We start from the raw sequence: 26927 nt of genomic DNA, 5'->3' as shown, positions 1-26927 counted from the left end.
TTGTACATATTTTTAGCGTTTTGGCAAGATTCTTGAAAATAAGAATACATACGATGTCCTTTTTTAATCCAAATCTGAAGAGTTTTATAATTTTTTTGATTTTCCGTTGTCATTTTTTCACCTCCTTGTTAAGGATATTATACCAAAACAAGAACGTACGTTTCTATTTATTTACTTGAAAATAAAATATTTTTTCGATTCACCTCACCACCTTCACATATGTTTAAAGGTGGGAGTCCTCTCGAAACATATGATAGAATTATAAATTTCTCGACATATTAGTTGCTGCTATGTAGAATACAACAAGACTACTACTTGCTTTCTACTTTTGTTTTTAACCTTGCCTATGTCAGAAATAGGCCCTGACCGCTTCTAGGCATGGCCAGATACTCTCGCCCATCTAAAAAGAAAAAGGGTTTTTAGGTTGATTTTTAAATTTGTATTTATAAAGTTAAGATTGAAAGGAGCAAGGTTGTGAACCACAAATTATTTTATGCAGATCCATATTTACAAACCTTTACAGCACAAATTACAAAACAAGCTCGTGACAAAGACGACAATTTATATGTTGTATTAACACAAACAGCTTTTTATCCAACGGGCGGTGGTCAGCCCCATGATACAGGGCAATTAAATACAACTCCGGTTATAAATGTAGAAGAAATAGATGGTGAAATTCGTCATTACGTTACCGAAGAGATATATGAAGATGAAGTAACGGGATATGTTTCTTGGAAACGTCGTTTTGATCATATGCAACAACATGCCGGGCAACATATTTTGTCCGCTATATTTTGGGATCACTTCAACATTCCAACAATCGGATTTCACTTAGGAAGAGAAATCGTAACAATTGATTTAGAAACTTCTGACCTCTCTCTCGAAATAGCTGAGGAAGCTGTAAATCTTGCTAATCAAATTGTATTTGAAAACCGTCCAATTACAGTTCAGTGGGTAAATCTAGAAGAAGCAAAGCAACTTCCATTACGAAAAGAACCAACTGTAACAGAAAATATTCGTGTTGTGATTATTGAAAATCTTGATTTTAACGGATGTGGTGGTACGCATCCGAAACAAACCGGTGAAGTCGGTCCGATTCAAATTGTCAATTGGGAGCGTTATAAAGGAAACATTCGTCTAACATTTGTTTGCGGATGGCGTACAATTGAACTAATGCAGCGCAATCAATTCCTCGTAAAAGATGCCATGCAACAATTACATAGTAAAGAAAGCGATATTCCAAACAAAATAATGCAGCTCCTTTCTACTCAAAAGGAAAATGAAAAGGCGTTGCAAGCAGCCAATGAAAAACTCATTCTTGTAGAAGCAAATGAATTGTTACAGCAAGCAGAAGAAACTTCATTTGGCAAACGAATTGCCGTTAGCTTTACAGATCGCTCTATGCATGAACTTGCTAAATTAGCAGCTATCCTTACAGTAAAAGATGACCACGCCATTACATTTTTTGTTACACAAAACGGCGAAAACTTACAATGTATTTGTGCATGTGGCCCAGCTGTTAAGCTAAATATGAATACCCTTTTAAAAACAGCCCTTCCTCTTATAGAAGGAAAAGGCGGAGGGAATCAAAAAAGCGCACGCGGCGGCGGGAAAGCAACTGTTACAGGCGAAGCATTTTTATCACACCTTATTCATATACAAAAAGAAACACAAGAAGCATAAATTTCTTCTTGTGTTTCTTTTATATTTGAAGACTCTTCTCTTTCATAATATGAAGTAGCTGATCATATGAATCGATGTAATAATCTGCTTCTGGAATTGCTTCGTTTTGAAAGGCACATGTTGTGATTCCTAGTTTTGTAGCTGGTATAATGTCTAACGCACGATCTCCCACAACGAAATGAATAGCTTGCTTCTTTTGCATATGAATATATGCTTCTGGATTCGGCTTTTTAGGGAATCCATCTTCCCAGCCGATAATTTCAGAAAAGTAGTGTAACCATCCATAGTACTCTAAGATCCGCAATACTTCTTGCTTCGAATTATGCGTTACAATGCAATTACAATTCGCTCTTTGTAACACTTCCTCTACTCTCGGAAACGGTTGATATTCCGATGGATGCAACGACCTTTCCATTTCTAATATTTGATCAATTTGCTGTTGTGATAACCCAAAATATTTTACAGCATGCGTAAATGAAATCTTTAATTGTTTCATAACCTCATCTTCATGTATGTGTTCCTCTACAACTCTTTTAAACGTACGTACAAATACACGATAACTATCTACTAAAGTACCATCAAAATCCCATAGTATATTTACCTTCATGCATATACTCCTTTTGGAATGATAATTAAATTAGATTACATGTAACCATTACGCTTTAAACAATAGTGCAAGTCCAACCCCTCCGCCAATGCCTAATGTTGCAATCACGTATTTCGCCTGTTTTCTTTGCACTTGATAAAATAATCTTGTTACGAGCATTGCTCCCGATGCACCGTATGGGTGCCCGGCAGCAATCGCTCCGCCGTTTACATTTAATTTTTCATAAGGAATGTTTAACTCCCTAGCACATGCAACAATTTTGGAAGCAAACGCTTCATTCATTTCAATATAATCAATATCGTCCATAGTAAGATTCATCTGTCGCAATAATTTTTGCACCGCAAATATCGGTCCACTACCAGGGAAATGAGGATCAACGCCCGCAACAGCACTATGTACAAACCGTAGTACCGGTTTATACCCAAGCTTTCCCGCTTGCTTTTCACTCATAATAAGAAGTGCACACGCTCCGTCGTTCACTCCACATGAATTTCCTGCTGTCACTGTCCCCTCTTGTAAAAAGGCAGGACGTGTTCGTTTTATAATTCTTTCATAATTCATACAATGTTTAACTGTTTCGTCTACTATAATATGAGAAACTGGCACAATTTCTTCTTGTAGATATCCTTTTTCTAATGCCACTAATGTTCGTTTATAGCTCAAACATGCATATTCATCTTGCATCTCCCTAGTAATTCCGTAACGCTTCGCTACATTCTCTGCCGCAACTCCCATATCAGGATCACCTATATGCTCAGGTGAAAAACGAGCTCGCTTTTCAAATTGTGAGGTACTTACACTTTCCACTCCACCAGCAACGTAACAAGTTCCTGCTCCGCCTTGAATTAGATGACATGCCAACCGAATTGCTTCCAATCCTGCACCGCACTGGCGATCAATCGTCACCCCAGGTACACTATACGGGAGACCTGCCTCTAATGCTGATAGCCGAGCTATATTCCCTCCAGGCCCGACAACATTTCCGAATATAACATCATCGATTTCGTTTTCGATTCCTTTACTTATATATGCAAGTAAAGGAGCTGCCAATTTTTCAACGGAATATTCTTTAAACATACCATTTATCTTTCCGATTGGAGTGCGTTTCGCTTCAACAATTACTGCTCTATTCATACGTCAACTCCTGCTGTTCAAACATTTCTTTTACTTCTGTCCGCGCAATTTTCCCACTACTTGTATGAGGAATGACATCTACAAAATACCACTCTGTCGGAATTTTATAGGCAGATAACCTTCCCAAACAAAATTGCTTTAGTTCCTTTTTTGATACTGTTCCTTTAACTAGTACTATCGGTTTTTCTCCCCAATACATATCCTTCTTACCAACAACCACTGCTTCCTCTATACTTGGATGCATCTGCAATACACTTTCAATTTCTTCAGGAAAAATGTTGATTCCGCCAAAAATTATCATATTTTTTTCTCGACCTACAATATATAAAAACCCATCTTCATCAACATAACCTACATCATGAACCGTCATCCATCCATCATTCGTTACGTGAGAAATAGGTGCATCGTCTATTATATACCCCATAAAAAACTGTTCACTCTTGACATAAATTGTGCCGACTATTCCTTGCTCTACTTCTTGTCCGTCCCCATTTCGAATACTAACCTTTACATTATGACATGGCCTTCCAACTGAAGATGGTTTATGTTCATTATCATGATGAGATAGTGCTGTAACAAAACTTAATTCGGATGCCCCATAAAATTCATATCGCTTTGTATTCGGAAAAAACTGTTTGATTTTTTGCTTTGCTTCAGCTTCCCATTTTGCACCTGATGAAATAATTTTTATCTCTCGTTCTATCACTCTTTCTTCTTTGTATAATGATTCTAACATCGTTGGGACTGTATACATAACAGAAATATCTTCATTTTTTAATAATGAAAGCACACGGTTTGGAATGAATTTTTCTGTCATGTATATCGTTTGTCCTATAAATAAAGCGCTCATTGCACCGTATAAAAAGAGAGAGTGAACAAACGTTCCAGATAGCAACACTGTCTCATTATTATTCATATGAAAATCATGAACATTACAAGCAAAGCTTTCTACCCATGATTGTTGTGAGCGGAGAAACGCTTTTGCTTTTCCAGTTGACCCTGATGTGAATCCCAAATAAAACGGTAACTCTCCTACTTTTTCTATATCATTTACTGTAATAGAGGCGTTTGTTATTCTCTCAGACCACGTACTAATCGCGAATACTTTACTATTTGTTTGAGGCAATTGATTACGTTTATGCTGTGCTACAACTATTATAGAAGGCTGTACAATTTGGAGCCGTTCCTCCAGTTCATGAATACTCCACTTCGGATCAAGTGGTACACAAATCCAACCTGCCATAGCAGATCCAGCGAATATTTGTAAAAATTCTACGCTATTATCTAGCAAAATAGCAATCTTTTTATTACATGATTCTTCCTCGTGAAGCCAATTTGCCACTTTGCAAACAGACCTATACCACTCTTTATATGTAACAATTCTATCTTTTGTTTTTATTGCAATTTTGTTCGGTTGGTAATAAGCATGTGCTGCATAAGATTTTGTAATTCCCACCTATTTCACTTCCTATTCTATATATCTATTTTAATTTTTCAACATATAAGTCACCGCTATGCAGCATACAACATGACCGCTTCTATGCATGGCCAGACGCTCTCGTCCGCCTAAAGAGAAAGAAGGTTTTTATATCAATTTTTTAATTTGTATTTATATATAACAAAAAGAAACACGTATTAACGTGTTTCTTACTTGGTATGATAAATTGTTCGTTTCAATGAACGTTGCAGTCTCGTTACAAGAATTGTCGCAAATACAGCCTTTAATAAATCTCCTGGTAAGAACACAACACTTAATTTCGCTGCTTTTACTACACTTATATCCATCACAAAAGCTTGTACGATAACACCAAAGAAATATACAACGAAAATGCCACCAATAATATTAATTAAAAATAACTTCAAAAATGATACGTTGCGAAGACGTTCTACGAAATATCCAATCACAAACGCTCCGATAACATATCCCATTAAATAACCGGCACTTGGTCCTACAAAAACCGAAAATCCACCGCGGCCTCCAGCTAACAACGGTGCACCCGCTGCTACAACAAGTAAAAATACGAATTGGCTAAGAGCCCCCAAGCGAGATCCTAACAAACCACCTGCAAGCATAACACCAAGTGATTGTAATGTAATCGGTACAGGTGTAAATGATAAAGCAATTGGTGGTAAAAGTCCTAACACTGCCATAATGGCACTAAATAAAGCTACAAAAACTAAATTTCTTGTATTCATATTGTGTTTTCTCCTGTTTGTAAACTATAAATGTAAATAAGGTAACATATCACATCTGATATGTTACCTTGCCCTTTTTATATTGTCAACCAAAATATAATTATAGTTTACAATCACTATTCAATCTTCTACATAATATTGCTCCAATTCTTTTCGGAGCGCTTGCTTTAAAAATTTTCCGACTGAAGTTTTCGGAATTTCTTTCAGAAAGACAATCTCATCTGGTAGCCACCATTTTGCAAATTGCGGTTTTAAAAAGTCATATAATTCTTCTTTTGTAACAGATTGATCTTGTTTTAGAACAACGCATGCAACAGGGCGCTCTTGCCACTGTTTATGTGGTACTGCAACAACAGCCGCTTCAAATATGGCTTCATGCGCCATTAAGGCATTTTCTAAATCAACAGATGAAATCCATTCTCCCCCGCTTTTAATTACATCCTTCGTTCGATCAACAATCTTAATACACCCTTCTTCATCAACCGTAACGACATCTCCTGTATATAACCAGCCATCTCGAAATCCCTCTGCTGTTCGCTCGTCTTTATAATAACTTGACGCAATCCAAGGAGCACGTAAACATAGCTCGCCCATTTCTTGTCCGTCCCATGCTACCTCTCCCTTTTCCCCAACAACTTTCATTTCCACACCAGGCACTAAATAACCTTGCTTCGCACGTATCGTAAGTTGCTCTTCATATGGCAATTCATTTTCATAACTTTTCAAACGTGCAAGTGTAACAAGCGGACTCGTTTCTGTCATTCCATATGCATGCACAAATGGGACGTTATATTTTTGCTCGAAGGCTGCAATCACACTCTTCGGCGCAGCTGCACCGCCGCATAAAAACCGCTTTATATTTGATAAGTCATAATGATTCTTTTCTAATTCTTGCAGCACACCAAGCCAAATTGTTGGGACGCCGGCTGCTAATGTTACTTTTTCTTCTTGCATCATCTCTAATAAAATTTTCGGTGTAAACATTGGTCCAGGAAGAACTTGCTTTGATCCAAACCATGTTGCTGCAAACGGTAATCCCCAAGCATTTACGTGAAACATAGGAACAACCGGCATAGCTGCATCACTTTCAGAAAGTGCCGTTGTATCTGCAAGGCCAAGCGCCATACTATGTAAAACTGTACTGCGATGTGTATATACGACGCCTTTTGGATTACCTGTTGTAGCTGATGTATAGCACATACCAGCTGACATATTTTCATCAATGTCTTTTAAAAATGGAAAATTAGGATCTCCTTCTTCAAGAAGCTGTTCATAATGGTATACAGGTTGAAGTGATGTTTCTGGAAGCTCTTTTTTATCGGTCATAATGATATAGGCTTGTACAGTTGATAATTCCCCTTGAATTTTCTCAACAAGCGGTACCATATCTTCGTCTATGAGTAATATGCGGTCCTCCGCATGGTTAATAATATAAGAAATATGCTGCGAGGATAAACGAATATTAATCGTATGCAGGACAGCACCAATACTAGGAATCGCAAAATATGCTTCTACATGACGATGGTGATTCCATGCTAATGTGCCAACTCGTTCCCCTTGCATCGCACCTAACTTTTGCAATGCACTAGACAATCGTCTCGTCCGCTCACCTAATTCCTTATACGTTAGCCGTGTAATTGTGCTATGTGTACGAGAGATAATTTCTTTCTTTGGAAATAATTTCTCTGCTCTTTCAATCATCGAACTAATTGTTAATGGCACATCCATCATCATATTTCTTCTCCTCCCTTATAAAAACGCTTTCAATATTAAGTATTATAAAATGACTTATTAACAGTTCATTGCATTCATGCAAGCTGCCATAAGTATAAAAATTGAAAGTGATTTTGTCAATATTTTTGGAAAATTTAGATAAATATTTATATATTTTTTTGAATGAAAGCACCGCTAAACATTAATGGCAATATCAACTAAAAGAGAGCCAATTCTGGACTGTACCCCAATTGTTAGATACAACTAATAATTGGAGGTGCACTTCTAACGTGTTAGCGTTTACGTGGTGAGTAGTTGACTACAAAGGTCTCCTCCTCATCCATTGCGTCGCAACCCATTTTTCACCTTTGATAACAGGTGCACTTCCATGTAAAGTGAGTTTGTTTAATGATGCATCCTGATAAAAATATTCGAAATATACCGCCATTCCTTTTTTCGGAGATACAGAAAGGTTGAGTTTAGGAAAGAAAGTCTCTCCGCCTTCTTCTACATCATTTAAGTACATGACAAGCGTACTTATACGATTGTTATTTGCTGACGCACTGTTTTCTGCAAAAAAATCATAATGCGCTTTATATTCTTGACCAACCGTATACTTTAAGACCTGCAACCCTTCACCGTGATTGGCAGGAACACTCATGATCGAAGCAATTCGTCTTTCGATTTTAGTAGCGGCCTCACTTTCTTCTAAAAACGTACCACTACTCGTCCGAATATCATTTATGTTGCGTGAAGCACCAATTTTAGAACGCTTTATTTTATTTTTAGACATTTCCATTAACAATTCACACTCTTCATCACTTAATACATTTGCTAACACAACAACAAGAGGCTCTTCTATTCTTGAAATAATTTGGATTTCTCGATCCTCTATTACAATTGTGTTTCCAATGTGGTTAAAAATCGTGAGCTCCTTATTTTCAACTGTTTGATTTTCAGTTGTCATGTTCCCCATCTCCCTTAAAAATGATTGGATAGTATGAATATATCACATTTTTCACACTATTCAATTTTTTAAGAAAATTAAAACAAATAATGTTCCGTTGTATTTTAACTATTGTCATAAAAAAACCTCGACTCACTTTGGAATCGAAGTTCATTATTTTTCTCTCTATCTCATATTGCATTAAGAAGAGTGTGGTTCACCTACACTCGTAAAAACCGCACTCTCGGAGAATATGAAGTCAAAACGGGCATACCTCTAGATGATTAAGAAAGTAGCAGAAAAGAAGAGTAAATCACTCTATTACTCTCCCTTTTATATATCATATTCCTCTCGCAAAATCGCATATATTTTCGTATCTCGATATGCTCCCTTTACAAACATATCTTTTCGCAACATTCCCTCATATTGCATTCCTAATCGTTTCATCACTCGTTCGGATTGTACATTACTAGCATGACATCTTGCTTCAATACGATTTAACTGTAATGTTTCAAATCCATAACGAATAAATGCCTTTGCTGCTTCCGTTGCAATGCCTTTCCCCCAATAGTTTGGTGATACTGCATACGCCAGCTCTGCCTTATGATGATTCTTGTCATATTCGATGAAACCACACGTCCCGATCATCTTTTTTTCGTTTTTCAGTTCTATTCCGTAAGCCGCCATTTCTCCTTTTTCATATTGATCCAAGATTGACTGTACAAATATTTGTGAATCCTGTAATGTTTTATGCGGATACCATACTGTATACGTCCCAATCTCTGGATTTGAAGCATATTCAAATACATCAGCAGCATCTTTTATTGTTAACGGTCGTAAACATAATCGTTCTGTAATGAGTGTTGGATATTTTTCTGAGATATTTCCATATTCCATTCCTGTCATTTCCTCTCTACATTCCTATTTAAAATGCTGTGTAATTACACCTTTACCATTTTCCACTTCAATTTCTGCAAATGCGCCGTTTATAAAGGTAATTTGCGGAGGCTTATGACCACAGTCTACATCATAAACAATTGGAATTTGCAGCTCATCAGTAAGTTCTGTATATACATCTTCAGCGGTATATTCATTCACTGGATGATTGGCAGCACTGCGCCCAAATAAAATGCCTGAACAATTATCAAGCCACCCTGCCAACTTCATTTGAACCAACGTACGTCGTAAATCAGTAGTCGTTAACTCACAATTTTCAAAGTACCAAATGAGCGGATCATCATGAAAATGGTTCTCCCTAAACTCTTGCACATTACCAAATGGCGTGCCAATGAGATGTCTAATCACATCAATACATCCGCCAAGCAATCGACCTGTAATGTTCACATTCCCATTCGAAATTGTTTTCCAATTTGTATCTTCTGTTAAGTGAAACACACACGGTGATGGATTATTATGTTGCCATTTCGCTTGATATTTCTCTGAAGAATATTGAGTGATTGAATCCCCTGCTTCCGTTGATAATACACTTTGCCACATTGCTGTTGTATGATCAGAATATTCGCCTCTTACATCTACAAAATTCGTCCCGTGAGCAGTCGCTATTCCTGTTTTTAACGTTATCGCTAATAATAAAACACTCGTATCTGAGTATCCCAATAACCATTTTTTATTTATCTTTTCAAAATCAATATCTTCTATTATTTCAATTAACAATTCACCACCCCAAGGAGGAATGATAATATCAATGTTCTCATCCTGGGTCATTTCCATAAATTCATCTGCTCTTTTTTTCACACTAGCAGACTTAGCTTTCTCTTGTGTCCAAACTGTTTCTCCGCAAACGACTGTATATCCTTTTCTTTCCATACTTTCACAAGATTGTTTAAACATATTATGTAACGCTTCATTTACACCAGAAGAAGGTGCTGTAACCCCAATTGTTGCCCCTTTTCGTAAAAACGGATATTGTATCATATGTATTTCTCCCATTCTTTTCTATATATTTAGATTTGTATTCGTGAAACTGCTATTAAAATCCTTCATTTCAAGCAATCACAACTGCTTACATTATCATCTCATATCTGTAAAACTTGCTATTCAGCTGCAAAAAATAGAAAAGGAAGTAGGAAAAACATTCTTCCCCCAAACGCTAAAACCAAATCATAGATTTTTCAATCTAATACTAATTGATTTTAGAATCCAATAAAGTGCCCCTCGATTTAAACTAAATTTAAGTGTTAATATTTACCTGATAATATTATAATTTCTTATATGGAAAATATATAAGAAACGGAGAATTATCATGCTGAATATAGATATTAATCGTTTTACTGATATTTGTTTTGAATATCAACAGTCTAGATTTTATGTTAGCAGAATACCTGAAGATTTCTTATCAGTTGCAAAAAAACGTTTCTCTATACCAAAGGATGATCAGATTATTGCTTTTTTAAGCTGCAATATGGTTGGTTCGGGGAAATATGGTGTTTACTTTACAAGTTCAGGTTTATATTGGAACAATTGGTTATTAGGTAAAGGGAATATGAAATGGGATAAATTAAATGAAGTGCAACAAATTGAAGTTGATAAAGATGGTTTTTTATCTTTTGATGCCCAAAAAAGTTTTAATATTAACCTGAGTGATTATCCACCACTGTTATTTAAGGAATTACTTATAACTCTTAAAAGTTCATTCCATAATTCAAAGCAAAATGATATACATCCAGTTATAAAAATTGATGAGATAAAATCAATCTGCTCTTTATTTGAGACGTATGATGAATTATTAGAACCTGATAATGGATTGTTTGTAGACACTCACATTTCAGACAAAAAGTTAAAGGAAATTGGAGCACGATATATTGTTTCAAAAGAAGAAGAAATCATTGCTTTTTTAGATACATCTGTCCTTGGTAATTTGGGTAAAGGATCGGATGGAATATTAATTTGTCAATCAGGTATATATTTTAGAGAAACTTTTGTACACTTGTATTTTCCATGGCATGTCTTTAGGGATATCCCTATTACTTTGATTTCAAACGAGTTAGAAATCGGAAAAGGAAACATATTTCATCTTCAACATGCTAGAATGTCTAATCAAGAGATTTTATTATTCATCAAGAATTTAAAACAGCATGTTACTGCTTTATATGAGGAAAATAAGTGTTTATCTAATATAAAGAATCGCCACTAAAAATAAGTTAATATTTTGTTTAATTTAAGTTTGAATATAAAAAAACGCTATACTTTTTGTAGGAATATACAGAAAGTATAGCGTTTTTTTATACTTGAGTGTAGTGAATATTCTTGAATTGGTGGGAAAGCATGGTTCATTACGCTACCTCTAAAGATATATAGAATTTTAATACTTTTAGTGGATTTAATATTGTTTTTACATTGCTATACTCTTAATATCCAATAACAAAGAGTAGGGGGAAAACGACATGATTAAAGGATTGTATGAAGCACACTTACCAGTTAGTAACTTGCAAAATTCAATTGAATTTTACCGGAAACTAGGATTGAAACTTGCTTGGTGTAATGAAGACACTGCTTTCTTTTGGGTTGAAAAAGGGAAAAGTTGGTTGGGCTTATGGGAAGGAAATGAGTATGAAACTCAATACCATCCTTCCTTACGACATATTGCTTTTCGAGTTTCATATGAAGATATAAAAGACTCTTTAAAGTGGCTACATTCTATTCAAGTTGAAGCTGTCCCATTTGGTAATAGAAAAACTATTAAACCATTTATTCGCCCACATCAAGGTAATGTTTCAGTATACTTCAATGACCCAGATGGTAATAGTTTGGAATTAATCTGTTATGTTGACGTGCCTAATGAATTAAAACATATTACAGATAAGTTGTCCTTCGTAGATTGGGAGGAACTAGTTAATAATACATTTAAATAAGAGATTGTAAGATAAGCTTATTTCACTAAACGGAGTCACAACACATCACTATCAGGCTAATATTTTGTGGAACAAGGGATTTCTTAAGTTGATGGATGTGTGGTACTCCCTCTAATTCAAAGGTAAACGATATATGTTACTAGCAACTTCATTATAAAACGAATATATATCACTAATCCCTAACGTATCCGCAAGATCGATTCCAATAAAATCGATATGATCCCAATTATATTTTGTCGCGGTATAATTCCAGACACCTTTTTGAGCGTTTCCTGCATACGGCTGATTTCGATGCCCTATCGGATATTGTGACGAAACAACACTAACAAGTCCATCATTTGGCCACCATTTTTCGTTAATAATTGGCTCTGCATATCCTTGTGTAAACTTTCCAATATGTAAGCCAGACAAGTACATAAGTGGATTCATCGTCAGTAAAGGGACAGAATATCCCGTCAGTAATGAACGATATGTCGCATCTCCTGTATAGGAAAAATAATATACGTCATCATATGTTTTTACCCATTGATTAAGCTCTTTAGATCCAGCTGTCGTTAAATCGTATGCACTAATATCTTTACTTTTCCAAACGGAACTATTAAGCATTCGATCCGCATATTGCAAGAAGCTCTCTCCTTGTTTTCGCTTTAATCCCCATTGTTCCAATTTAAAGTCATAGCCAAATGTTTCTGGATTATTACCTGATAAACTAGCAATCTTTATTACAAATTCTTTAATAAACGAAGACATCGTTTCTTCATCTGCAAACGTAGAACCGTTATGCGGCGTACCAATGCTTGTTACACTCCGTACCCAATCTTTATTCCCTTCAAATAACGGTGATATTCCTACCTCTGGATGTTGTTTATAATACTCTCGTTCTTCTAAACTTCCCTCCTTTAATAGTTGCAATAAAACCCTTTCTGTTTGACCACCCATGCTATGTCCAACGAAATGAACTTTATGTTGATTATCCCATTGGCTATATACCCCTGAAAATGTTTTTCCATAACGGGCATGTCCATGCGCTCTCGCATGTGCTTCTCCATAATCAACTGTTCCACCTTTTAAATACGAATATAACTCTGCTGCACGATCCCAATTGCTTGAAAATGGTCCAACCGAAGCTGTATATGTTCTATACCCTTGTCGATTCAAATTTGTCTCGATATCTTTAAAACCGCCCCAATACTTAAAACCAAACAATTCATCACGGCCCCAACCACCTAAACCATGAATAAGAACAATCGGTTCTTTTTGATTTTGTTCCTCTGCTTTTAATTCAACCGGTGACCAAAGTAAACCAATAATAAGTAAAATCGAAAGCATTGCCTTTACGTGTCTCCTCATAAAAAACCTCCTTTGTTTTAATTAAACTTTACTGAATTTTCTGTTATTTTTAAAGACATAAATATTTTTCTCAACATTTTTTGTCATATCTTTTTATAACTTTAGGAGATCATTTGCGTAGTTTTTAAATGATAAATAGTGTCTGTGTAGTAAAGGAAGTGAACTACGAAATAAGCATTAGTGGACATTAGAAAGGTTAAAAATCATACTCTTTGAGACATAAGCAACTATCAGTTACCTTTTATAAATCTTCCCCCAATATGCTTCCTATTTACAAAAGGTAACTGATAGTGTAATATTACACTATCAGTTTAATTGAACACTAATTCATGGAAGTGATGTTATTTGAATAAAGAAACTGTAATTGATTTGATTTCTAAGAATGTTCGTCTGATTCGTCTTGAAAAAGGATATTCTCAAGAAAAAATGGCTACTGTTCTAGGAATTTCTAAAAAGACATTGGTTCAAATTGAAAAAGAAAGAACATTAATTAGTTGGACGAATGCTATCGCAGTTTGTGCCTTATTTAAGGATGGGCAAATCTTAAAACACATTTTAGGAGAAGAACCTTTTGAGGTAATCGAAACACTAGCCCACGATGGTATGAATACGCCAAAAGTAAAAACATTAGGCGGAAAAATGTTTTGGAATGAGATTGCGAAAAAAGGAAAATTTCGAGTACAACAAAATGTGATTAGTCAACATTTTCGTATTTTAGATGATAGTGATTATAGATGGTATAGCACGTTTGAAGAGGAAGATGTTATAAATCATTTTCACGAATTAACTAACGAGTAATTAAATTTTAGAGGAGAAATTACAATGGAGAAGAACAAGAAAGTCACTATATTAAACAGTATATTAGTAGGAACCATCATACTAAATCTATTTATCTTTACTTCACGTATGCGCTTTTTCCCTTGGTTTATTGAAGATGCATGGGGATATTTAGGAGTATTCCTTACTGCACCAATTTTAATAGGTATTTATTTCATACTAAGGCGTTTTCACAAGCAACAACTAGTCACAAATATAAACAAGGCAATTCCATTATTTGTCGCAGTAACATCATTGATTATTGTGTTTTCGCAGATAACAGATTTTTTAAATAATGTTGCACTTGTAGTTAACGTAACTGCATTATTTTTAGCAGCATATTTCCTATTCAATCAAAATAAAGGAAAAAAATAATTACGGGTTTAGAATATCTATTTATTTTATAATTCCATAATAGCATTCACATATAATGAAGTAGAATTAGGCGGTTATGAAATATGAAAAGAACAAAAATAACATATAGCATAATGTTTAGTTTATTACTATTAACATCATGTGATATATCGAATAAAGAAATTGAACAAAAAGCACAAAATTATACAAAAGCGGAGTATGGTATGTCTGTTAAACTAAATCAAGTTAACAGACATAGGACCGGAGATATTTTTCATTTTCATTTACTTAGTCCAGAATTGCTAACAGCTTGTGTGCAGCAAGTAGATGAACCACATTTGCAATTCCAACTATATTTCGATGGGCGAATCTCTCCAAAAGTAAATAATGATAACTATAAAATCAAAAAAGAAGCGTATGATTTACAAGAAAAATTCAATACATATTATAAAAAGAAAGGGAATAATACTATATTTACGTTTGATCAAATGCAGACGGGGGATATTGTTTTCAATAAGAAGACTGAGAAAGAAATAGCAAAGAAAAATTCGAAGCATTATGTTACGGCAGTTTTTAGAAGTAATATCTTTTTAGATGTAAACAATCCTGCACATATGGAAAAATTAGCGGAGGTTGCAAGAAGTATTCAGGAATTTAATAAAACAATTGAAAATAATAAGATTAGTGTGGATGACATAACGATTCAGCTGCCAAATGCTAATAAGAATTTATTACAAAATATTATAGTAGATTATGTATTAACGGCTGAAGAAGCAAAAAAGGCCCTTGAGAAAAAGGGTGATTATATGAGAGCTTTACAGCTTACAAAGTGAAAAAGGAAATCATTTCGATTTCCTTTTTTGTATTCTGTTCATACACCAGAAGATCATTGATGAATGTTTACCTATAAATACTTAATTTCTTTAACGTACAATTTTCTTTTTTGGTCGTGTCGGGCCTTTAACAATAAAACGCCATATTCATCTTTGACTAAACACCCCATTCTATTTACAATAAAATTTATAAAATGGATTTTATTACCTCCCTGTTTTATTATTTAGAAAGGTGGTGTATGTAAATGACACCAAATAAAGTCCCTCGTTAAGCCCGCGGGCCTCCTTGACCATCTATATATAATCCCATTTAATATTTTTATAAAAAAGGAGAAATGTATATGATTGGTCCAGAAAAAATTACTAGAGAAGAAAGAATGAAAATCGCTTATACGATAGCAAATCAAATATTAGAAAAATTTGGTTCGAACGTTAAAGCTATTGGTATTTACGGTTCTTTAGCCAGAAATACAGATGGCCCATATTCAGATATTGAAATGAAATGTATTTTAAATTCCTTGGAAGATGGCTTTAGCTATGAATGGACAGCAGGCGATTGGAAGGCAGAAGTAAACTTTGATAGTGAAGAAGATATTATAGAAGAAGCCACTACAGTAGAAGAAAATTGGCCACTTACTCATGGACAATTCTTCACGATACTACCAATATATGACCCTGAAGAATTTTTCAAAGAATTAAAACAAAAAGCAAGTTCTGTAGATCACACAATTTTTAAAGAAGCAATTTGTAAAACATTAGTTGAAGAAATGCACGAATACATTGGGAAAGTAAGAAATATAGAAATTCAAGGACCTAAAACATTTTTACCTACTTTAGCTATAAAAATAGCAACTACAGGTGCGATGATTTTAGGATTACACAACAAACAATATTTTACGACGTCAGCTCAAGTATTACCTGAGGCTATAGCTTTTACAGACAAGCCAGAAGGATTTGATGAACTTTGCGAAATAGTGATGTCAGGTTATCTTTCTGAACCTAAAGAAATTATTCATGTTTGCGAAAACTTTTGGAAGGGTTTATTGAGTTGGTCAATTAAAAATGGTTATGTAATAAAGTGTTCAAATGATATACCTTTTAATGGATAACTCATGACATGTTCAAGCAAAAGCATCCATTGTAAATAGGATGCTTTTGTTGAAAAACAATCTAGTGTAGCATAAATCTCGATTGAATCTTAAGTCTTTAAGACTACATGATAAACACTCCTCGTCAATCAAATGAAACGAGGAGCATTTTTATGCACATTTCTTCTATTTAATCGGCTTTTCCAACACATATAAATCTTCTTCTAAATTAGTAAGTTTATCTACAACAAGTTTTGTAGCATCACCTATCGCTTGATTATATATATGCGGCCCTAGTTCTTTTATCATTTCTTCAATTAAACGTTCTGCTTGAAAACGGCCGATTTCTCCTAAATCTTCTTCTTCAAAAAATTGTTGAATATGTTCTACAATTGTTTCTTTTTTCTCATTTGGTAATTTCATAAACATCATATTATAGAGCTCCTTTTTCGTTATTTGATAGAACATGGCGTAGTGTTTCCATTGAAAAACGCGTTCCGGGGCACGTTTTTGTTACCCCATTTAATTCACGATGACCGAGAACGTGTTCGCTATTTAAAGAAAATTGATACATGAACTGTTGACATAGCCACTGCAAAGAAGTCATTTGCAGTGGTGTTGGATCATAGACGTCAAAATTTCCAGATATGCATATCCCTATACTTTCTCTATTATAACCTTTCGCATGAGCTCCTATATGCAGCCCTCTTCCTTCGTAAATAGCACCATTTTCTTCAATAAAATAATTATATCCGATCCCGCTCCACCCTCGAATATTTTGATGGAATTCATGTGTCTTATATACGCCCCAGTCATCTTCCGCTGTGTGATGAATGATAATATTTGTTACAGCTTGCAATGGCTGAAGCGGATCACGAAAAGATAAATGCACTTTCTGAATGCGCATAGTCTCACCCTTTACAAATGAATGATAATTGCGGTTTTATCATCTGGATGAATAAGCTGTTTTGCTTCTAATTCTTCTATTATTTTTATGTATTTCTTAAAACCATGGTCCCACACAAATTGTGCACTTGTTTCAAGCGGCCAAACAGGATGAAACAAGCCATCTGAACAAATAAATAGATTCGTAATTTCTTGTCGTAACAGTTTCCCATGTTGAATATAAGATATTACTTCATTCATCCCGTTTGCAACAGAATATCCGTTTAAAGTATTTGCCATGTAACGATTGTAGCGTAATTGCTCTTTTTTATCATTAAATATTGCTTCATTTGGAACAGAAAGTCCCTTTTTACGGTCTTCCTCCCGTTGTTGCTTTGCCCGTTTACTAATGCCTTTCACTGTGTCTTTTGTAAGTACTTTTACGGATCCGTCAACAAATTTAACAACAATCATACAATCTCCAAGCTGCGCATATTCTATTGTTTTATCTGTAATATGAATAGCAGCAACGCAAGTACACCAAAGTTGATCCTTTTTTGTCATATCAATATGATATAATTGCATTTTTTCTTGCAGTAACTGATTTGCTATAGCAACTTCAGTTTGTAATGAACCTGCACTTAAAATCGATTCAAAGTGTCGCTGAAACAAGTGGGAAGCCAAATATGCTCCGTTATGACCATTCTCATCTTGAAAATCAATTACCGGCGTCGCCCCATCACATACACCATATAATTGTAAAGCTTCATTACAAATTAGTGCATCTTCGCATTCTTGTTTTAATGGACTTGTTTGTTGAAAAAACTGGACCTTCATATCCCTCTCCCCTTTACAATAAATCGCTTTCAATTTTCGAACTAATCTAATTTCCCGAAATAAACTGTTTTCCCTCAAATCTTACAATCTCATATATAATTTTGAATTATTGTCAGTTTGTACATATAGCATCTTTAGTGAAGGACGGGAGAGATATGAATCGATTACTCGGAGTAATTTTAGGGTCTGTAGTTGTAGCACTTTCTTTTAATCTTTTCCTTATCCCCCACAAGATTTTAAGCAGTGGGATTAGTGGAATCGCAATGATCATTGGAATCTTAACTCCCTTTAATACTGGATTAGTAAACTTTTTACTAAACTTACCTATTCTTATTTTAGGGTATATTGGACTTGGAAAACGATTTATTGGCTATACAATCATATCCGTTATTACACTTTCGGCGGCATTATATGTGATTCCTGTACATGCAGTGGCAACAGATGCACTACTTTCTTCTTTATTTGGTGGTGTAATTGCCGGGGCAGGTATTGGACTTGTTTTCAACTGCTACGGTTCAACAGGTGGTTTTGATGTTATTGGTATGTTACTTACACGTAAAAAAGATATTCAACTTGGCGGATTCTTAATCATACTTAATGCTATTGTAATCGTTATTTCTGGATTTTTCTTCGATTGGGATACTGCCTTAAACAGCTTATTATCTATTTTCGTTACAGGGAAAGTAATTGATGCAATCCATACAAAACATCGAAAAGTAACGCTAATGATTGTAACAGGTCAAGCAGAAGAAATGAAAGAAAAGCTCCTTTCAAGTCTTGTACGGGGTATTACATTACTTGACGGAGAAGGCGCATACTCAAATGAGAAGAAACGTGTACTAATGACTGTTATTTCTAGGGAAGAACTAGCAGGTATGAAAGCTATGATTTCTGAAATTGATCCGCAAGCATTCGTGAATATTACAGAAACCGTGGAAGTATTAGGATTATTTAGAAGAGGATAAAAGAACGAGGTGGAACTGCATCCACCTCGTTCTTTTATTCATTTTTCCGTTCCATAAATTCAATTCCCAAATGGATCTAACACATAAAACCTTGTAACATCAGAACGTGCTGGATCGACTATAACAGAAACTCCTTCTTGTGTTACATTTTCTTGAAAATATTCTATCTGTTGAACATAAAACGCTGGATGAGCTTTTTTTGCAGGAGAAAAATTCTGCTCTACTCCAATGTGTAACTCCTAGCTCCCACAGAGAAACCAACACCCTCTCATTTTTTCAATCGCAAAATAAAACTTACAATTCAAAAAGATTTAATGAGAAATTGACTATTTATCCTTATCACGTCTATACTCTTAAATGATATAACATTAGCATCGTTATATCTTTAAAATGAAATATAAACACAAGTTAGAAAATCGACATAAAACCCCTTTCTTGTTAGGTGCGCAAAAGCATCTAGCCCTGCATAGAAGCGGTCAGGACCTTTTTCTGCCACATACAAGGGTGAAAACAAAAGGAGAAAGTAAGTAGCGGGCATGTTTTGTTCTGCCTAGCAACAACTTATATATCATTTATTTTTAATTATTATATATATGCGGAGGAATCATGAATGCGAAGGAATAGATTTACGTCTGTTAAAAAAAGCATATATCTAAAAAGACGCGCTACTATTTCAAAAAATAGAATGAAAGCGACAATAAAAACAAAACAAAATAAAGAAAATTTCACATTAACAAAACAACAATTTGATTCACTTCTTAAAGACACAGTAGATGCTATTGTTGTTCTTGATTTAGAGCTTCGTGTAATGAAAGTAAACAAGGCTTTTGAAACTCTTTTCGGCTGGGCTGAACAAGAAATGCTTGGAGAAATAATACCTACTATCCCAGATTTCTCAAAAGATACATACAACAAACTATATCAAGATCTTGCACACAATAAACTGTTTACGTCTAAAGAAACAATTAGACAACAAAAAAGCGGGAATTTAATACATGTCACTAATTTTATCTCCCCTATTGTAAACACATATGGAGAAGTAGTAGCGTTTGTAAGTAGCTTAAGGGATATTACAGAACGAAAAAAAATGGAACTTGCATTAAAGGAAAGTGAAAAACGCTTACGAACTCTTATAAATGCGATGCCAGCGTTTATTCTTTTGAAGGATGAAGAAGGAAGATGGCTTGAAGCTAACGATTATGCAATTTCTAGTTTAAAATTTGAAAATGTACCGTATCGCGGTAAAAAAGATAGTGAGCTCATCCAATATAATGAGTCCTATCGTAACTCCTTCTTATACTGTGAAAAATCCGATCAATATGCATGGCAGAAACATGAGAGTATGTGTCGTGAAGAAATTATTATTCATGCTGACTCTACTCCTATCATTCTTAACATTATAAAAGTTCCTCTTTTTCATCCTGATGGATCGCGAAAAGGGATTGTCATTATGGGACAAGATATTACAAATTTAAAGAAAACAGAAGAATTATTAAAAAAATCCGAAAAGCTCGCAGTTGTTGGACAGCTAACTGCTGGTATTGCCCATGAAATACGAAACCCTTTAACCTCTTTAAAAGGATTTTTAAAATTGCTAGAACCTGATATGAATGAAAACAACAAATGGTATGCTGATATTATGCTAAGCGAAATTGCTCAAATGGAATCTATTACAAATCAATTTATGGCAATGTCTAAACCACAAGCCATATCCATACAACCCTATCAAATTCAAACATTAATCGAGGAAGTGGTAACATTTATTTCACCAACAGCAATGATGCATAACACACATATCACCATGAATCACATGTCCTCTTTACCAGCAATTCAATGTGATGGAAATCAGCTCAAGCAAGTATTCATTAACATATTAAAGAACGCAATAGAAGCAATGACTCACGGAGGGACTATTTCCATTCAAACAATGAACATAGAAAATCATTCTATAGTAATTAGCATTACAGATGAAGGTTGTGGAATTCCACAAGATCGCATTTCACGATTAGGTGAACCTTTCTATAGTTTGAAAGAAAAAGGAACTGGATTAGGTTTAATGATGTGCTATAAAATCATTGAAGAGCATAATGGAAAATTACAAATTACAAGTGAATTAAATAAAGGAACAACTGTAGATATTCAGTTACCTATCTTCTCAAAAGCGAAATAAAGTGAAACTTTAATCAGCCCTCACCAATCAGGCTTTTACGGGCAGTTTATCTCCCACCTAACTTCTTCAGAAAAGCGGAAGCGGCTCGCTCAGAATCGCAGGACGTTGGAGTACAGGGCGGAGAGGCGCTTTTTGCCTCGTCCGAGGGGGCGAAACGACCGGAGATTCTAGCCGCTAGAGCTGGACAACGCTTTCGCCGAATTTTGAGGTGGGAGTATTACTGCCCACAAATAGCGGGATAAAAAAGAAGAGCAAACAGAATTTACTTTCCTGTTTGCTCTTCTTTTTTTATACAATACTTCACTAACTTTGGAATCTGCACTACTTCTAAGAGGGGCACCGCCAGCATTTTGGAAAAGAAAAAAGACGCATAATGGTAAGTGTGCTGTTTGTACGTTGTTAGCCGTAATAGATGCTGTAGGATAAGCTATAGGAGAATTAAAGCTACTAATTTATAATGAAAATAGGGCACTTATTCTACTTCAATTTTCATTTCATTTGAGCCTTCTTTTAGAATAAATTCTGATTCATACAATGGTGGGATAATGTTACCGTTTTTTTCTTTATCTTCGTGCATATATTTCAGATGTGAGGGGCATTTCTATAGTTAATTGTCTCCTCTATTCAATCTTAGTAGTTAAACACTCCTAAAGAAGAAATTGCGTCATTCCATCCATAATCATTCAGGTTAATGGTACGTCCCCAATAAGAGTAATTGTCCCAAGCGTAAGTAGCTCCCCCATAACTAGCATGTTCCCAAACTCTTGTATAGCCACTAGCTGCAGTACTAATTGAAGAAATTTGATCGTTCCAGTAATTACCGACGTAATTTGTGTAAGTTCCTATTGCATAAGAAATACGGGATCCACCTTTATTAATATCCCAGTAGAAATCAGTATAATTTGGTCCAGTACCCAGAGTAGTCAAGTTTTCTTTCTCGATTAGTTCTGCTTTTGGATTTTTATATTCACGGTGTTTTTCGTATTCTTTATTTTGAACAAATTGCTGAAATTCTTTTTCATTGGTGAATCCATACTTAATTTCTTTTCCATTCTGATCTTTCGAGAAGAAGATATGTTTTACTTGACTATCTTGGACGGGAGAACTTGCTTTTTTCCCATTAATCAGAACAAATTGACTTTTCCCCTCTTCAGCAAAGGTTGAGGGTGCTGCTGAAAAAAAGACTGCAATTAGAGCAAAGCACATCAAGACAACCGATTTAAGATTTCTTCTCATCAAAATCACCTCATAAATGTATTTTTAGGGTATTTATACTTTTTTGTAATAAAAACAAAATACCCCTTAGGTATTCTATCACTTTTGAGGTAAAGGATGTATAAAAAGTAAAATTTTAACAAATCGTGGTTAAAATTTAATAAAAATAGAGTTAAATTTTACACATAATACTGGGGTACCGCTACATCACCATCAAGCTAAGAAAAGCAAATACCCCAAAACGAAGAAAATGAGCCGAACTCTTATGAATAAATGTGAAAGAAATAAAGGTAAATGACATACAATCTATGCTGTTTCCAATATGAATTTGGGCAACTGATATCTTAGGAACTTTTTTGGCAAAAAAACTATATTATAAAGAAAAATCTAATATGGCAGATTTAGTTTGCGAGCAATTGAATCTTTGAAATTTCCGACCAAATTTCAAAAATATAAAAGGCAGGTCTTTTATTTAACTAATGGAAAAGAGAAGAAAATTGAAGTGCCGAAAAAAGAAAATAAGAGTAAAGATATTGTATTAGATGATATTGTCATTGATTTAAAGAAATAAAAAGAGAGACTGCTTAAATAAAAAGGCAGTCTCTTTTTGTTAAGAACTAGTTACGAGCAACGCATGGGGATGCTGTGTTTTATATTCCTCTTTCCATGGAATGTTTAGTTGTTCCCACGTTTGTCCGCTATCCATAGATTGAAAAACACCATTATTATTTAAAGTGTAAAACGTATGAGGATCGGCTGGATTTGTTGCAATCATGGAAATAACTGTACCGATTGCAGATGGTAGTCCTTGATGAACTTGTTGGAAAGGTGTATCTTTCGTTTTTCGATAAATATAAGATTCATAAGGAATCCGATGGTGAGCTAGATCAGCACTTGGCGCAGCAGAAACGAGGATCGTATCACAATCAGCAGGATCGATAGCCATACTGTATAAATAATGATGTCCTAATCCTTCACTGCATGAAGTCCAGCTACTTCCGCCATTATAACTTTCGAGATAGGCACGATCAGGACCGCTTATAAATCCGTCACCGCATGATGCATAAAGACGATTAGGAGCAGCGGGGTGCATAAGCAATTGATGGGCATCGATTGGAGCACCGAATTTTTTATCTTCCCATGTTTGTCCATTATCTTTACTTTGAATAACGGCCCCGGCTTCAATTGATACATGTAGCGTATCTTGTTTATTTGGATCAACTGTAATCCATCGTACATGATGCGTGAAAGGACGAGGGGGGAATGCCCACGTATATGAAGAAAGTAATGATTTCATGTTTTTACATTCGTTCCACGTTTCACCACCATTTTCTGAGGAAAATAAGGCACTAGGTTCTGTACCGACATAAACGACGCCATAGCCATTAACTTTCTTATTGGAGCTTACAGTTATCGCAGTAATAGAAGAATGTAAAATACCATCTTCTTTAGGGAAATCAAAGTAACGGTAAGAATCGCCAATCGGTCTCCAAGAATCCCCCCTATCGTCACTTAACCATAACCCCCGGCCAAACGTACCGCAATATATACGGTTGGATTGAAATGGGTCTACCGCAATACAGGTAGGCTGCATACCTTGTAAATGGTATTGAATTTGATACGCTTCGTTTTTTTCTTCTAAGACAACAAGTTCTCGTTCCATACAGAGGAATAACCGTTTCAAAACTATAACCTCCTTGAATTTTTGTTTATTATTAAACAATATGAAAGAGAAAAAGAAGTAGTCTATTTTTTTGTAAAGAAAAAGCACTCTTTTGAGTGCCTTTCTTCGACTTGATAACCATTTTACTTTTATATTGGACTTACATCCAAATATAATTTTACCATATTTATCTATTTGATTAGTTGAGAAATAAGTATGACTTTATTTTAAAACAACATTTTTATAAAGTGAAACTTTAATCAAAGAAAGGAGTTTTTATGTCGTTTTTGTAACTTGTATATATAGAACGAAAAAGAGCTAACTCGTTATTCCGTTAAAACGAAATTTCGAATTGGCTCCTTTATCTCATATATTTACTTGCTTACGTACCGTTTCACGTGCCAGTAAAAAACTCATAATGACCTGTGCTGCAACGCGGCTCGTCATATCACGGAAATCAAGAGTTGGATCGATTTCCACAATATCCATACCTGCTACAAGTGGTTCTTGTCCAAGCACTGTCATTGCATCCAGTAATGTCGCACTATCCATACCACCTGGTCCGATTGCTGGGCATCCCGGTGCAAATGCTTGATCTAAAACGTCCATATCAACAGATACATAAATAGATGTTACCCCTTGACGACGCAATAATTCAACACTTTCTCTAATTATATCTTTTATATGACGCTCTCTCACATGTTGCATCGTATATACCGTTACACCATGCTCTTTTGCATATTTATGATACGTATGAGCATTAGAAAAGTTTCGGATTCCAATTTGCACCAATTGCTTTCCTGTAATAACATCATTTTCTAGTAAACTGCGAAACGGTGTCCCGTTTGATGGTCCTCCGTCTTCTAAGTTACGTAAATCATGATGAGCGTCAAATTGAATAATTCCAACTTTTCCTTTGCTGCTTGCAAACCCACTTATACTCGGAAAGCTAATCGAGTGATCTCCGCCAAGAACAATCGGCACCATCTGTGGATTCGATTTTGTAAGACTTTCTAGCGTTTTCGCAATGCGAACATGACTTTCTTTTATATCCGTAACGTGCATTGTAATATCACCGCAATCATAGAGGACACTTTCTTTCATATCATGCTCTTCTGTAATTGCATACGTACTATACGCATCTAACATTGCTCGAATTGTTTTTGGTGCAAAGCATGCACCTGAATGACTAATGGATGGTTTTGAAAGCGGAGCACCAATTAATGCCCCGCCGAAGATTTCTTCACTTTCATCCCAGTTCTTAATGATATCGCTCCATTTCGTTACTTCACGATCTATAAACTTTGCATTTTTCTTTAAATAGTGGTGTTGTTCCAAGCTTTTTCACCTCGTGTATATGCAATATTCCCTTGTTTCCATACTGTATTTACATGGCTAACACCATAGTGGTACGGTACATACGCATAATTGTATGCATCCCACAATACGATATCTGCCTTACGCCCAACACGGATTTTCCCAGCAACATCACCGCGATTAATCGCATATGCTGAGTTTACTGTTACAGCATTCCACACTTCTTCTGGTGTCATTTTTAGTTTCAACATCGCAATGCTCATAATTAGTTGAATATTTTCAGTCGGACAACTACCAGGATTAAAATCAGTCGCTAAAGCCACCGCTACACCATCATCAATCATTTTACGTCCTCTAGCAAAACTTTCTTTATTTAAATAGAATGTTGTCCCTGGAAGTAATACAGCAACTGTATCCGAATTTGCTAACATTTCAATTCCTTTATCAGATGCCCCGACTAAATGGTCAGCTGATGCTGCACCAATTTCAGCTGCCGCTTCTGCACCGCCAAGCGGATCAATTTCGTCTGCATGAATTTTCACATCAAAACCAAGTTCTTTTGCTTTGCGTAAAAATTCTTTTGACTCTTCAACAGAGAATACTCCTGTTTCACAGAAAATATCAACAAACTCTGCCAATTGTTTTTCTTTAATTTCCGGTAATAAATCGAGCATCCACTGTAAAAATTCTTTCGATTTTCCCTTATACTCTTTTGGCACTGCATGAGCTCCTAAAAATGTTGACACAACATCAATTGGATGCTGTTTCTGAACCTCTGCCGCCGCCTCTAATTGTTTCCACTCTGTTACATCATCTAATCCGTAGCCGCTCTTCGCTTCCATTGTTGTTACACCAAAAGATAACATACGGTCTAAGTGGAATTTTGCCTTTTCAACAAGCTCTTCCTTCGTCGCTTGTTTTGTCGCATTTACAGTGGAAAGAATGCCGCCGCCTTGTTCTAAAATTTCTAAATACGGAACACCTTGTAATTTCAGAGCAATTTCATTTTCGCGAGAACCGCCAAATACAAGGTGTGTATGCGGATCAACAAGACCTGGTGAAACCATTTTCCCTTTACAATCCACAACTTCTTTTGCATGTAACTCTTTTGCGTATTCCATTGTTCCTACAAAAGTGATCACACCATTTTCAATACCTACCGCACCGTTTTCAATGACAGGAAGCGTATTCATCCCTTGCCGTCTTAGTAGTCCATCTTCTTGATCCATTGTTAATAATTGACCAATATTCGTTAATAGAATGTCTAACATAGCTTTTCCTCC

Annotated in this window: 26 protein-coding genes and 1 pseudogene; 10 read left to right on the top strand and 17 right to left on the bottom strand. The window is 35.3% G+C overall.

Annotated features, from left to right (window positions below; translation table 11 throughout):
* The first annotated feature begins 474 nt into the window (after positions 1-474).
* Positions 475-1683 carry an alanyl-tRNA editing protein gene (locus tag BM211_RS14820; protein ID WP_090998302.1) on the top strand — a complete coding sequence of 403 codons (1209 nt, stop codon included), beginning with the start codon at positions 475-477 and terminating at the stop codon, positions 1681-1683.
* 19 nt (positions 1684-1702) lie between these two features.
* On the opposite strand, the gene BM211_RS14815 is transcribed toward BM211_RS14820, so the two are convergent.
* The 8 genes from BM211_RS14815 to BM211_RS14775 all read right to left on the bottom strand — a co-directional run bounded on the left by BM211_RS14815 (position 1703) and on the right by BM211_RS14775 (position 10214).
* Positions 1703-2290 (bottom strand): HAD-IA family hydrolase, encoded by a 588-nt coding sequence (locus tag BM211_RS14815; RefSeq protein WP_090998299.1) that lies wholly within the window; start codon positions 2288-2290, stop codon positions 1703-1705.
* A 48-nt stretch (positions 2291-2338) separates the two neighbouring features.
* Complete coding sequence (locus tag BM211_RS14810) at positions 2339-3424, bottom strand: acetyl-CoA C-acyltransferase (protein ID WP_090998296.1); 1086 nt, start codon at positions 3422-3424, stop codon at positions 2339-2341.
* Positions 3417-4880, bottom strand: coding sequence for an acyl-CoA synthetase (locus tag BM211_RS14805; RefSeq protein WP_090998293.1), 1464 nt, complete (start codon positions 4878-4880; stop codon positions 3417-3419). Before BM211_RS14805 ends, BM211_RS14810 begins: the two co-directional genes overlap by 8 nt.
* Before the next feature lie 191 nt (positions 4881-5071).
* The gene (locus BM211_RS14800) at positions 5072-5620 is read right to left on the bottom strand and encodes a biotin transporter BioY (protein ID WP_090998290.1); all 549 of its coding nucleotides are present in this window, start codon (positions 5618-5620) and stop codon (positions 5072-5074) included.
* Positions 5621-5740: 120 nt separating this feature from the next.
* Positions 5741-7354, bottom strand: coding sequence for a long-chain fatty acid--CoA ligase (locus tag BM211_RS14795; protein ID WP_090998287.1), 1614 nt, complete (start codon positions 7352-7354; stop codon positions 5741-5743).
* A gap of 298 nt (positions 7355-7652) precedes the next feature.
* Positions 7653-8300, bottom strand: coding sequence for a 2OG-Fe(II) oxygenase (locus tag BM211_RS14790; RefSeq protein WP_090998284.1), 648 nt, complete (start codon positions 8298-8300; stop codon positions 7653-7655).
* A 312-nt stretch (positions 8301-8612) separates the two neighbouring features.
* Complete coding sequence (locus tag BM211_RS14780; RefSeq protein WP_090998279.1) at positions 8613-9176, bottom strand: GNAT family N-acetyltransferase; 564 nt, start codon at positions 9174-9176, stop codon at positions 8613-8615.
* Positions 9177-9200: 24 nt separating this feature from the next.
* On the bottom strand, positions 9201-10214 hold the full coding sequence (locus tag BM211_RS14775; RefSeq protein ID WP_035434108.1) for a S66 family peptidase: 1014 nt from the start codon (positions 10212-10214) through the stop codon (positions 9201-9203).
* A 328-nt stretch (positions 10215-10542) separates the two neighbouring features.
* Between BM211_RS14775 and BM211_RS14770 the strand changes: the two genes are divergently transcribed.
* Together BM211_RS14770 and BM211_RS14765 are read left to right on the top strand one after the other, a co-directional pair.
* On the top strand, positions 10543-11433 hold the full coding sequence (locus BM211_RS14770; RefSeq protein WP_035434107.1) for a hypothetical protein: 891 nt from the start codon (positions 10543-10545) through the stop codon (positions 11431-11433).
* Between the two features lie 250 nt (positions 11434-11683).
* Positions 11684-12151 (top strand): VOC family protein, encoded by a 468-nt coding sequence (locus BM211_RS14765; protein WP_035434106.1) that lies wholly within the window; start codon positions 11684-11686, stop codon positions 12149-12151.
* Between the two features lie 111 nt (positions 12152-12262).
* Here the strand turns inward: BM211_RS14765 and BM211_RS14760 are convergent, their stop codons facing one another.
* Positions 12263-13501: an esterase/lipase family protein gene (locus BM211_RS14760; protein ID WP_090998276.1), complete on the bottom strand. Its 1239-nt coding sequence runs from the start codon at positions 13499-13501 to the stop codon at positions 12263-12265.
* A gap of 345 nt (positions 13502-13846) precedes the next feature.
* Here BM211_RS14760 and BM211_RS14755 point away from each other — a divergent pair, with 345 nt between their 5' ends.
* The 4 genes from BM211_RS14755 to BM211_RS14740 all read left to right on the top strand — a co-directional run bounded on the left by BM211_RS14755 (position 13847) and on the right by BM211_RS14740 (position 16613).
* Positions 13847-14299, top strand: a complete 453-nt coding sequence (locus BM211_RS14755) for a helix-turn-helix transcriptional regulator (RefSeq protein ID WP_035434103.1) — start codon at positions 13847-13849, stop codon at positions 14297-14299.
* Between the two features lie 24 nt (positions 14300-14323).
* Positions 14324-14692, top strand: a complete 369-nt coding sequence (locus BM211_RS14750; protein WP_035434101.1) for a hypothetical protein — start codon at positions 14324-14326, stop codon at positions 14690-14692.
* An 83-nt stretch (positions 14693-14775) separates the two neighbouring features.
* Positions 14776-15504, top strand: coding sequence for a hypothetical protein (locus tag BM211_RS14745; protein WP_090998273.1), 729 nt, complete (start codon positions 14776-14778; stop codon positions 15502-15504).
* Positions 15505-15845: 341 nt separating this feature from the next.
* Entirely contained in the window at positions 15846-16613 is a 768-nt protein-coding gene (locus BM211_RS14740) for an ANT(4')-I family aminoglycoside nucleotidyltransferase (protein ID WP_371261884.1), read from the top strand.
* Positions 16614-16778: 165 nt separating this feature from the next.
* On the opposite strand, the gene BM211_RS14735 is transcribed toward BM211_RS14740, so the two are convergent.
* Genes BM211_RS14735 through BM211_RS14725 form a run of 3 tightly spaced genes read right to left on the bottom strand, consistent with a single transcriptional unit; the run spans position 16779 to position 18314 of the window.
* Positions 16779-17024, bottom strand: coding sequence for a DUF2164 domain-containing protein (locus tag BM211_RS14735; protein ID WP_035434096.1), 246 nt, complete (start codon positions 17022-17024; stop codon positions 16779-16781).
* A gap of 1 nt (position 17025) precedes the next feature.
* Complete coding sequence (locus BM211_RS14730; protein ID WP_090998267.1) at positions 17026-17499, bottom strand: peptidoglycan recognition protein family protein; 474 nt, start codon at positions 17497-17499, stop codon at positions 17026-17028.
* Between the two features lie 11 nt (positions 17500-17510).
* Complete coding sequence (locus tag BM211_RS14725) at positions 17511-18314, bottom strand: protein phosphatase 2C domain-containing protein (protein ID WP_090998265.1); 804 nt, start codon at positions 18312-18314, stop codon at positions 17511-17513.
* A 155-nt stretch (positions 18315-18469) separates the two neighbouring features.
* On the opposite strand from BM211_RS14725, the gene BM211_RS14720 reads away from it, so the two are divergent.
* Entirely contained in the window at positions 18470-19279 is an 810-nt protein-coding gene (locus tag BM211_RS14720; RefSeq protein ID WP_090998262.1) for a YitT family protein, read from the top strand.
* A 34-nt stretch (positions 19280-19313) separates the two neighbouring features.
* Here the strand turns inward: BM211_RS14720 and BM211_RS27180 are convergent.
* Positions 19314-19560 (bottom strand): annotated as a pseudogene (locus BM211_RS27180) (glyoxalase); the annotation flags it as partial.
* A 329-nt stretch (positions 19561-19889) separates the two neighbouring features.
* On the opposite strand from BM211_RS27180, the gene BM211_RS14715 reads away from it, so the two are divergent.
* Entirely contained in the window at positions 19890-21449 is a 1560-nt protein-coding gene (locus BM211_RS14715) for a PAS domain-containing sensor histidine kinase (protein ID WP_090998259.1), read from the top strand.
* Between the two features lie 630 nt (positions 21450-22079).
* Here BM211_RS14715 and BM211_RS14705 read toward each other — a convergent pair.
* Positions 22080-22685, bottom strand: coding sequence for a hypothetical protein (locus BM211_RS14705; protein ID WP_035434090.1), 606 nt, complete (start codon positions 22683-22685; stop codon positions 22080-22082).
* 403 nt (positions 22686-23088) lie between these two features.
* Here BM211_RS14705 and BM211_RS26505 point away from each other — a divergent pair, with 403 nt between their 5' ends.
* A complete protein-coding gene (locus BM211_RS26505; protein WP_218160810.1) occupies positions 23089-23235 on the top strand; it encodes a hypothetical protein in 147 nt (48 codons plus the stop codon).
* 39 nt (positions 23236-23274) lie between these two features.
* Here the strand turns inward: BM211_RS26505 and BM211_RS14700 are convergent, their stop codons facing one another.
* The 3 genes from BM211_RS14700 to hutI all read right to left on the bottom strand — a co-directional run bounded on the left by BM211_RS14700 (position 23275) and on the right by hutI (position 26915).
* Positions 23275-24348 (bottom strand): WD40/YVTN/BNR-like repeat-containing protein, encoded by a 1074-nt coding sequence (locus tag BM211_RS14700; protein WP_090998256.1) that lies wholly within the window; start codon positions 24346-24348, stop codon positions 23275-23277.
* A gap of 345 nt (positions 24349-24693) precedes the next feature.
* The gene (gene hutG, locus BM211_RS14695; protein ID WP_090998252.1) at positions 24694-25665 is read right to left on the bottom strand and encodes a formimidoylglutamase; all 972 of its coding nucleotides are present in this window, start codon (positions 25663-25665) and stop codon (positions 24694-24696) included.
* A complete protein-coding gene (gene hutI, locus BM211_RS14690; RefSeq protein WP_090998249.1) occupies positions 25644-26915 on the bottom strand; it encodes an imidazolonepropionase in 1272 nt (423 codons plus the stop codon). The genes hutG and hutI overlap by 22 nt, the downstream gene beginning before the upstream one ends.
* Between the last annotated feature and the right edge of the window lie 12 nt (positions 26916-26927).

This window comes from Bacillus sp. 491mf, from assembly GCF_900112415.1.
Classification (GTDB): Bacteria; Bacillota; Bacilli; order Bacillales; family Bacillaceae_G; genus Bacillus_A.
The sequence above is the reverse complement of the archived record's forward strand: the minus strand, read 5'-3'. Positions and strand labels throughout refer to the sequence as shown.

What these genes read in the sequence shown, in the direction of transcription:
- BM211_RS14815 (WP_090998299.1), bottom strand. Translation starts at nt 2,290, where the DNA reads ATGAAGGTAAATATACTATGGGATTTTGATGGTACTTTAGTAGATAGT.
- BM211_RS14810 (WP_090998296.1), bottom strand. Translation starts at nt 3,424, where the DNA reads ATGAATAGAGCAGTAATTGTTGAAGCGAAACGCACTCCAATCGGAAAG.
- BM211_RS14800 (WP_090998290.1), bottom strand. Translation starts at nt 5,620, where the DNA reads ATGAATACAAGAAATTTAGTTTTTGTAGCTTTATTTAGTGCCATTATG.
- BM211_RS14795 (WP_090998287.1), bottom strand. Translation starts at nt 7,354, where the DNA reads ATGATGATGGATGTGCCATTAACAATTAGTTCGATGATTGAAAGAGCA.
- BM211_RS14790 (WP_090998284.1), bottom strand. Translation starts at nt 8,300, where the DNA reads ATGACAACTGAAAATCAAACAGTTGAAAATAAGGAGCTCACGATTTTT.
- BM211_RS14780 (WP_090998279.1), bottom strand. Translation starts at nt 9,176, where the DNA reads ATGGAATATGGAAATATCTCAGAAAAATATCCAACACTCATTACAGAA.
- BM211_RS14775 (WP_035434108.1), bottom strand. Translation starts at nt 10,214, where the DNA reads ATGATACAATATCCGTTTTTACGAAAAGGGGCAACAATTGGGGTTACA.
- BM211_RS14770 (WP_035434107.1), top strand. Translation starts at nt 10,543, where the DNA reads ATGCTGAATATAGATATTAATCGTTTTACTGATATTTGTTTTGAATAT.
- BM211_RS14765 (WP_035434106.1), top strand. Translation starts at nt 11,684, where the DNA reads ATGATTAAAGGATTGTATGAAGCACACTTACCAGTTAGTAACTTGCAA.
- BM211_RS14760 (WP_090998276.1), bottom strand. Translation starts at nt 13,501, where the DNA reads ATGAGGAGACACGTAAAGGCAATGCTTTCGATTTTACTTATTATTGGT.
- BM211_RS14750 (WP_035434101.1), top strand. Translation starts at nt 14,324, where the DNA reads ATGGAGAAGAACAAGAAAGTCACTATATTAAACAGTATATTAGTAGGA.
- BM211_RS14745 (WP_090998273.1), top strand. Translation starts at nt 14,776, where the DNA reads ATGAAAAGAACAAAAATAACATATAGCATAATGTTTAGTTTATTACTA.
- BM211_RS14740 (WP_371261884.1), top strand. Translation starts at nt 15,846, where the DNA reads ATGATTGGTCCAGAAAAAATTACTAGAGAAGAAAGAATGAAAATCGCT.
- BM211_RS14735 (WP_035434096.1), bottom strand. Translation starts at nt 17,024, where the DNA reads ATGATGTTTATGAAATTACCAAATGAGAAAAAAGAAACAATTGTAGAA.
- BM211_RS14730 (WP_090998267.1), bottom strand. Translation starts at nt 17,499, where the DNA reads ATGCGCATTCAGAAAGTGCATTTATCTTTTCGTGATCCGCTTCAGCCA.
- BM211_RS14725 (WP_090998265.1), bottom strand. Translation starts at nt 18,314, where the DNA reads ATGAAGGTCCAGTTTTTTCAACAAACAAGTCCATTAAAACAAGAATGC.
- BM211_RS14720 (WP_090998262.1), top strand. Translation starts at nt 18,470, where the DNA reads ATGAATCGATTACTCGGAGTAATTTTAGGGTCTGTAGTTGTAGCACTT.
- BM211_RS14715 (WP_090998259.1), top strand. Translation starts at nt 19,890, where the DNA reads ATGCGAAGGAATAGATTTACGTCTGTTAAAAAAAGCATATATCTAAAA.
- BM211_RS14705 (WP_035434090.1), bottom strand. Translation starts at nt 22,685, where the DNA reads ATGAGAAGAAATCTTAAATCGGTTGTCTTGATGTGCTTTGCTCTAATT.
- hutI (WP_090998249.1), bottom strand. Translation starts at nt 26,915, where the DNA reads ATGTTAGACATTCTATTAACGAATATTGGTCAATTATTAACAATGGAT.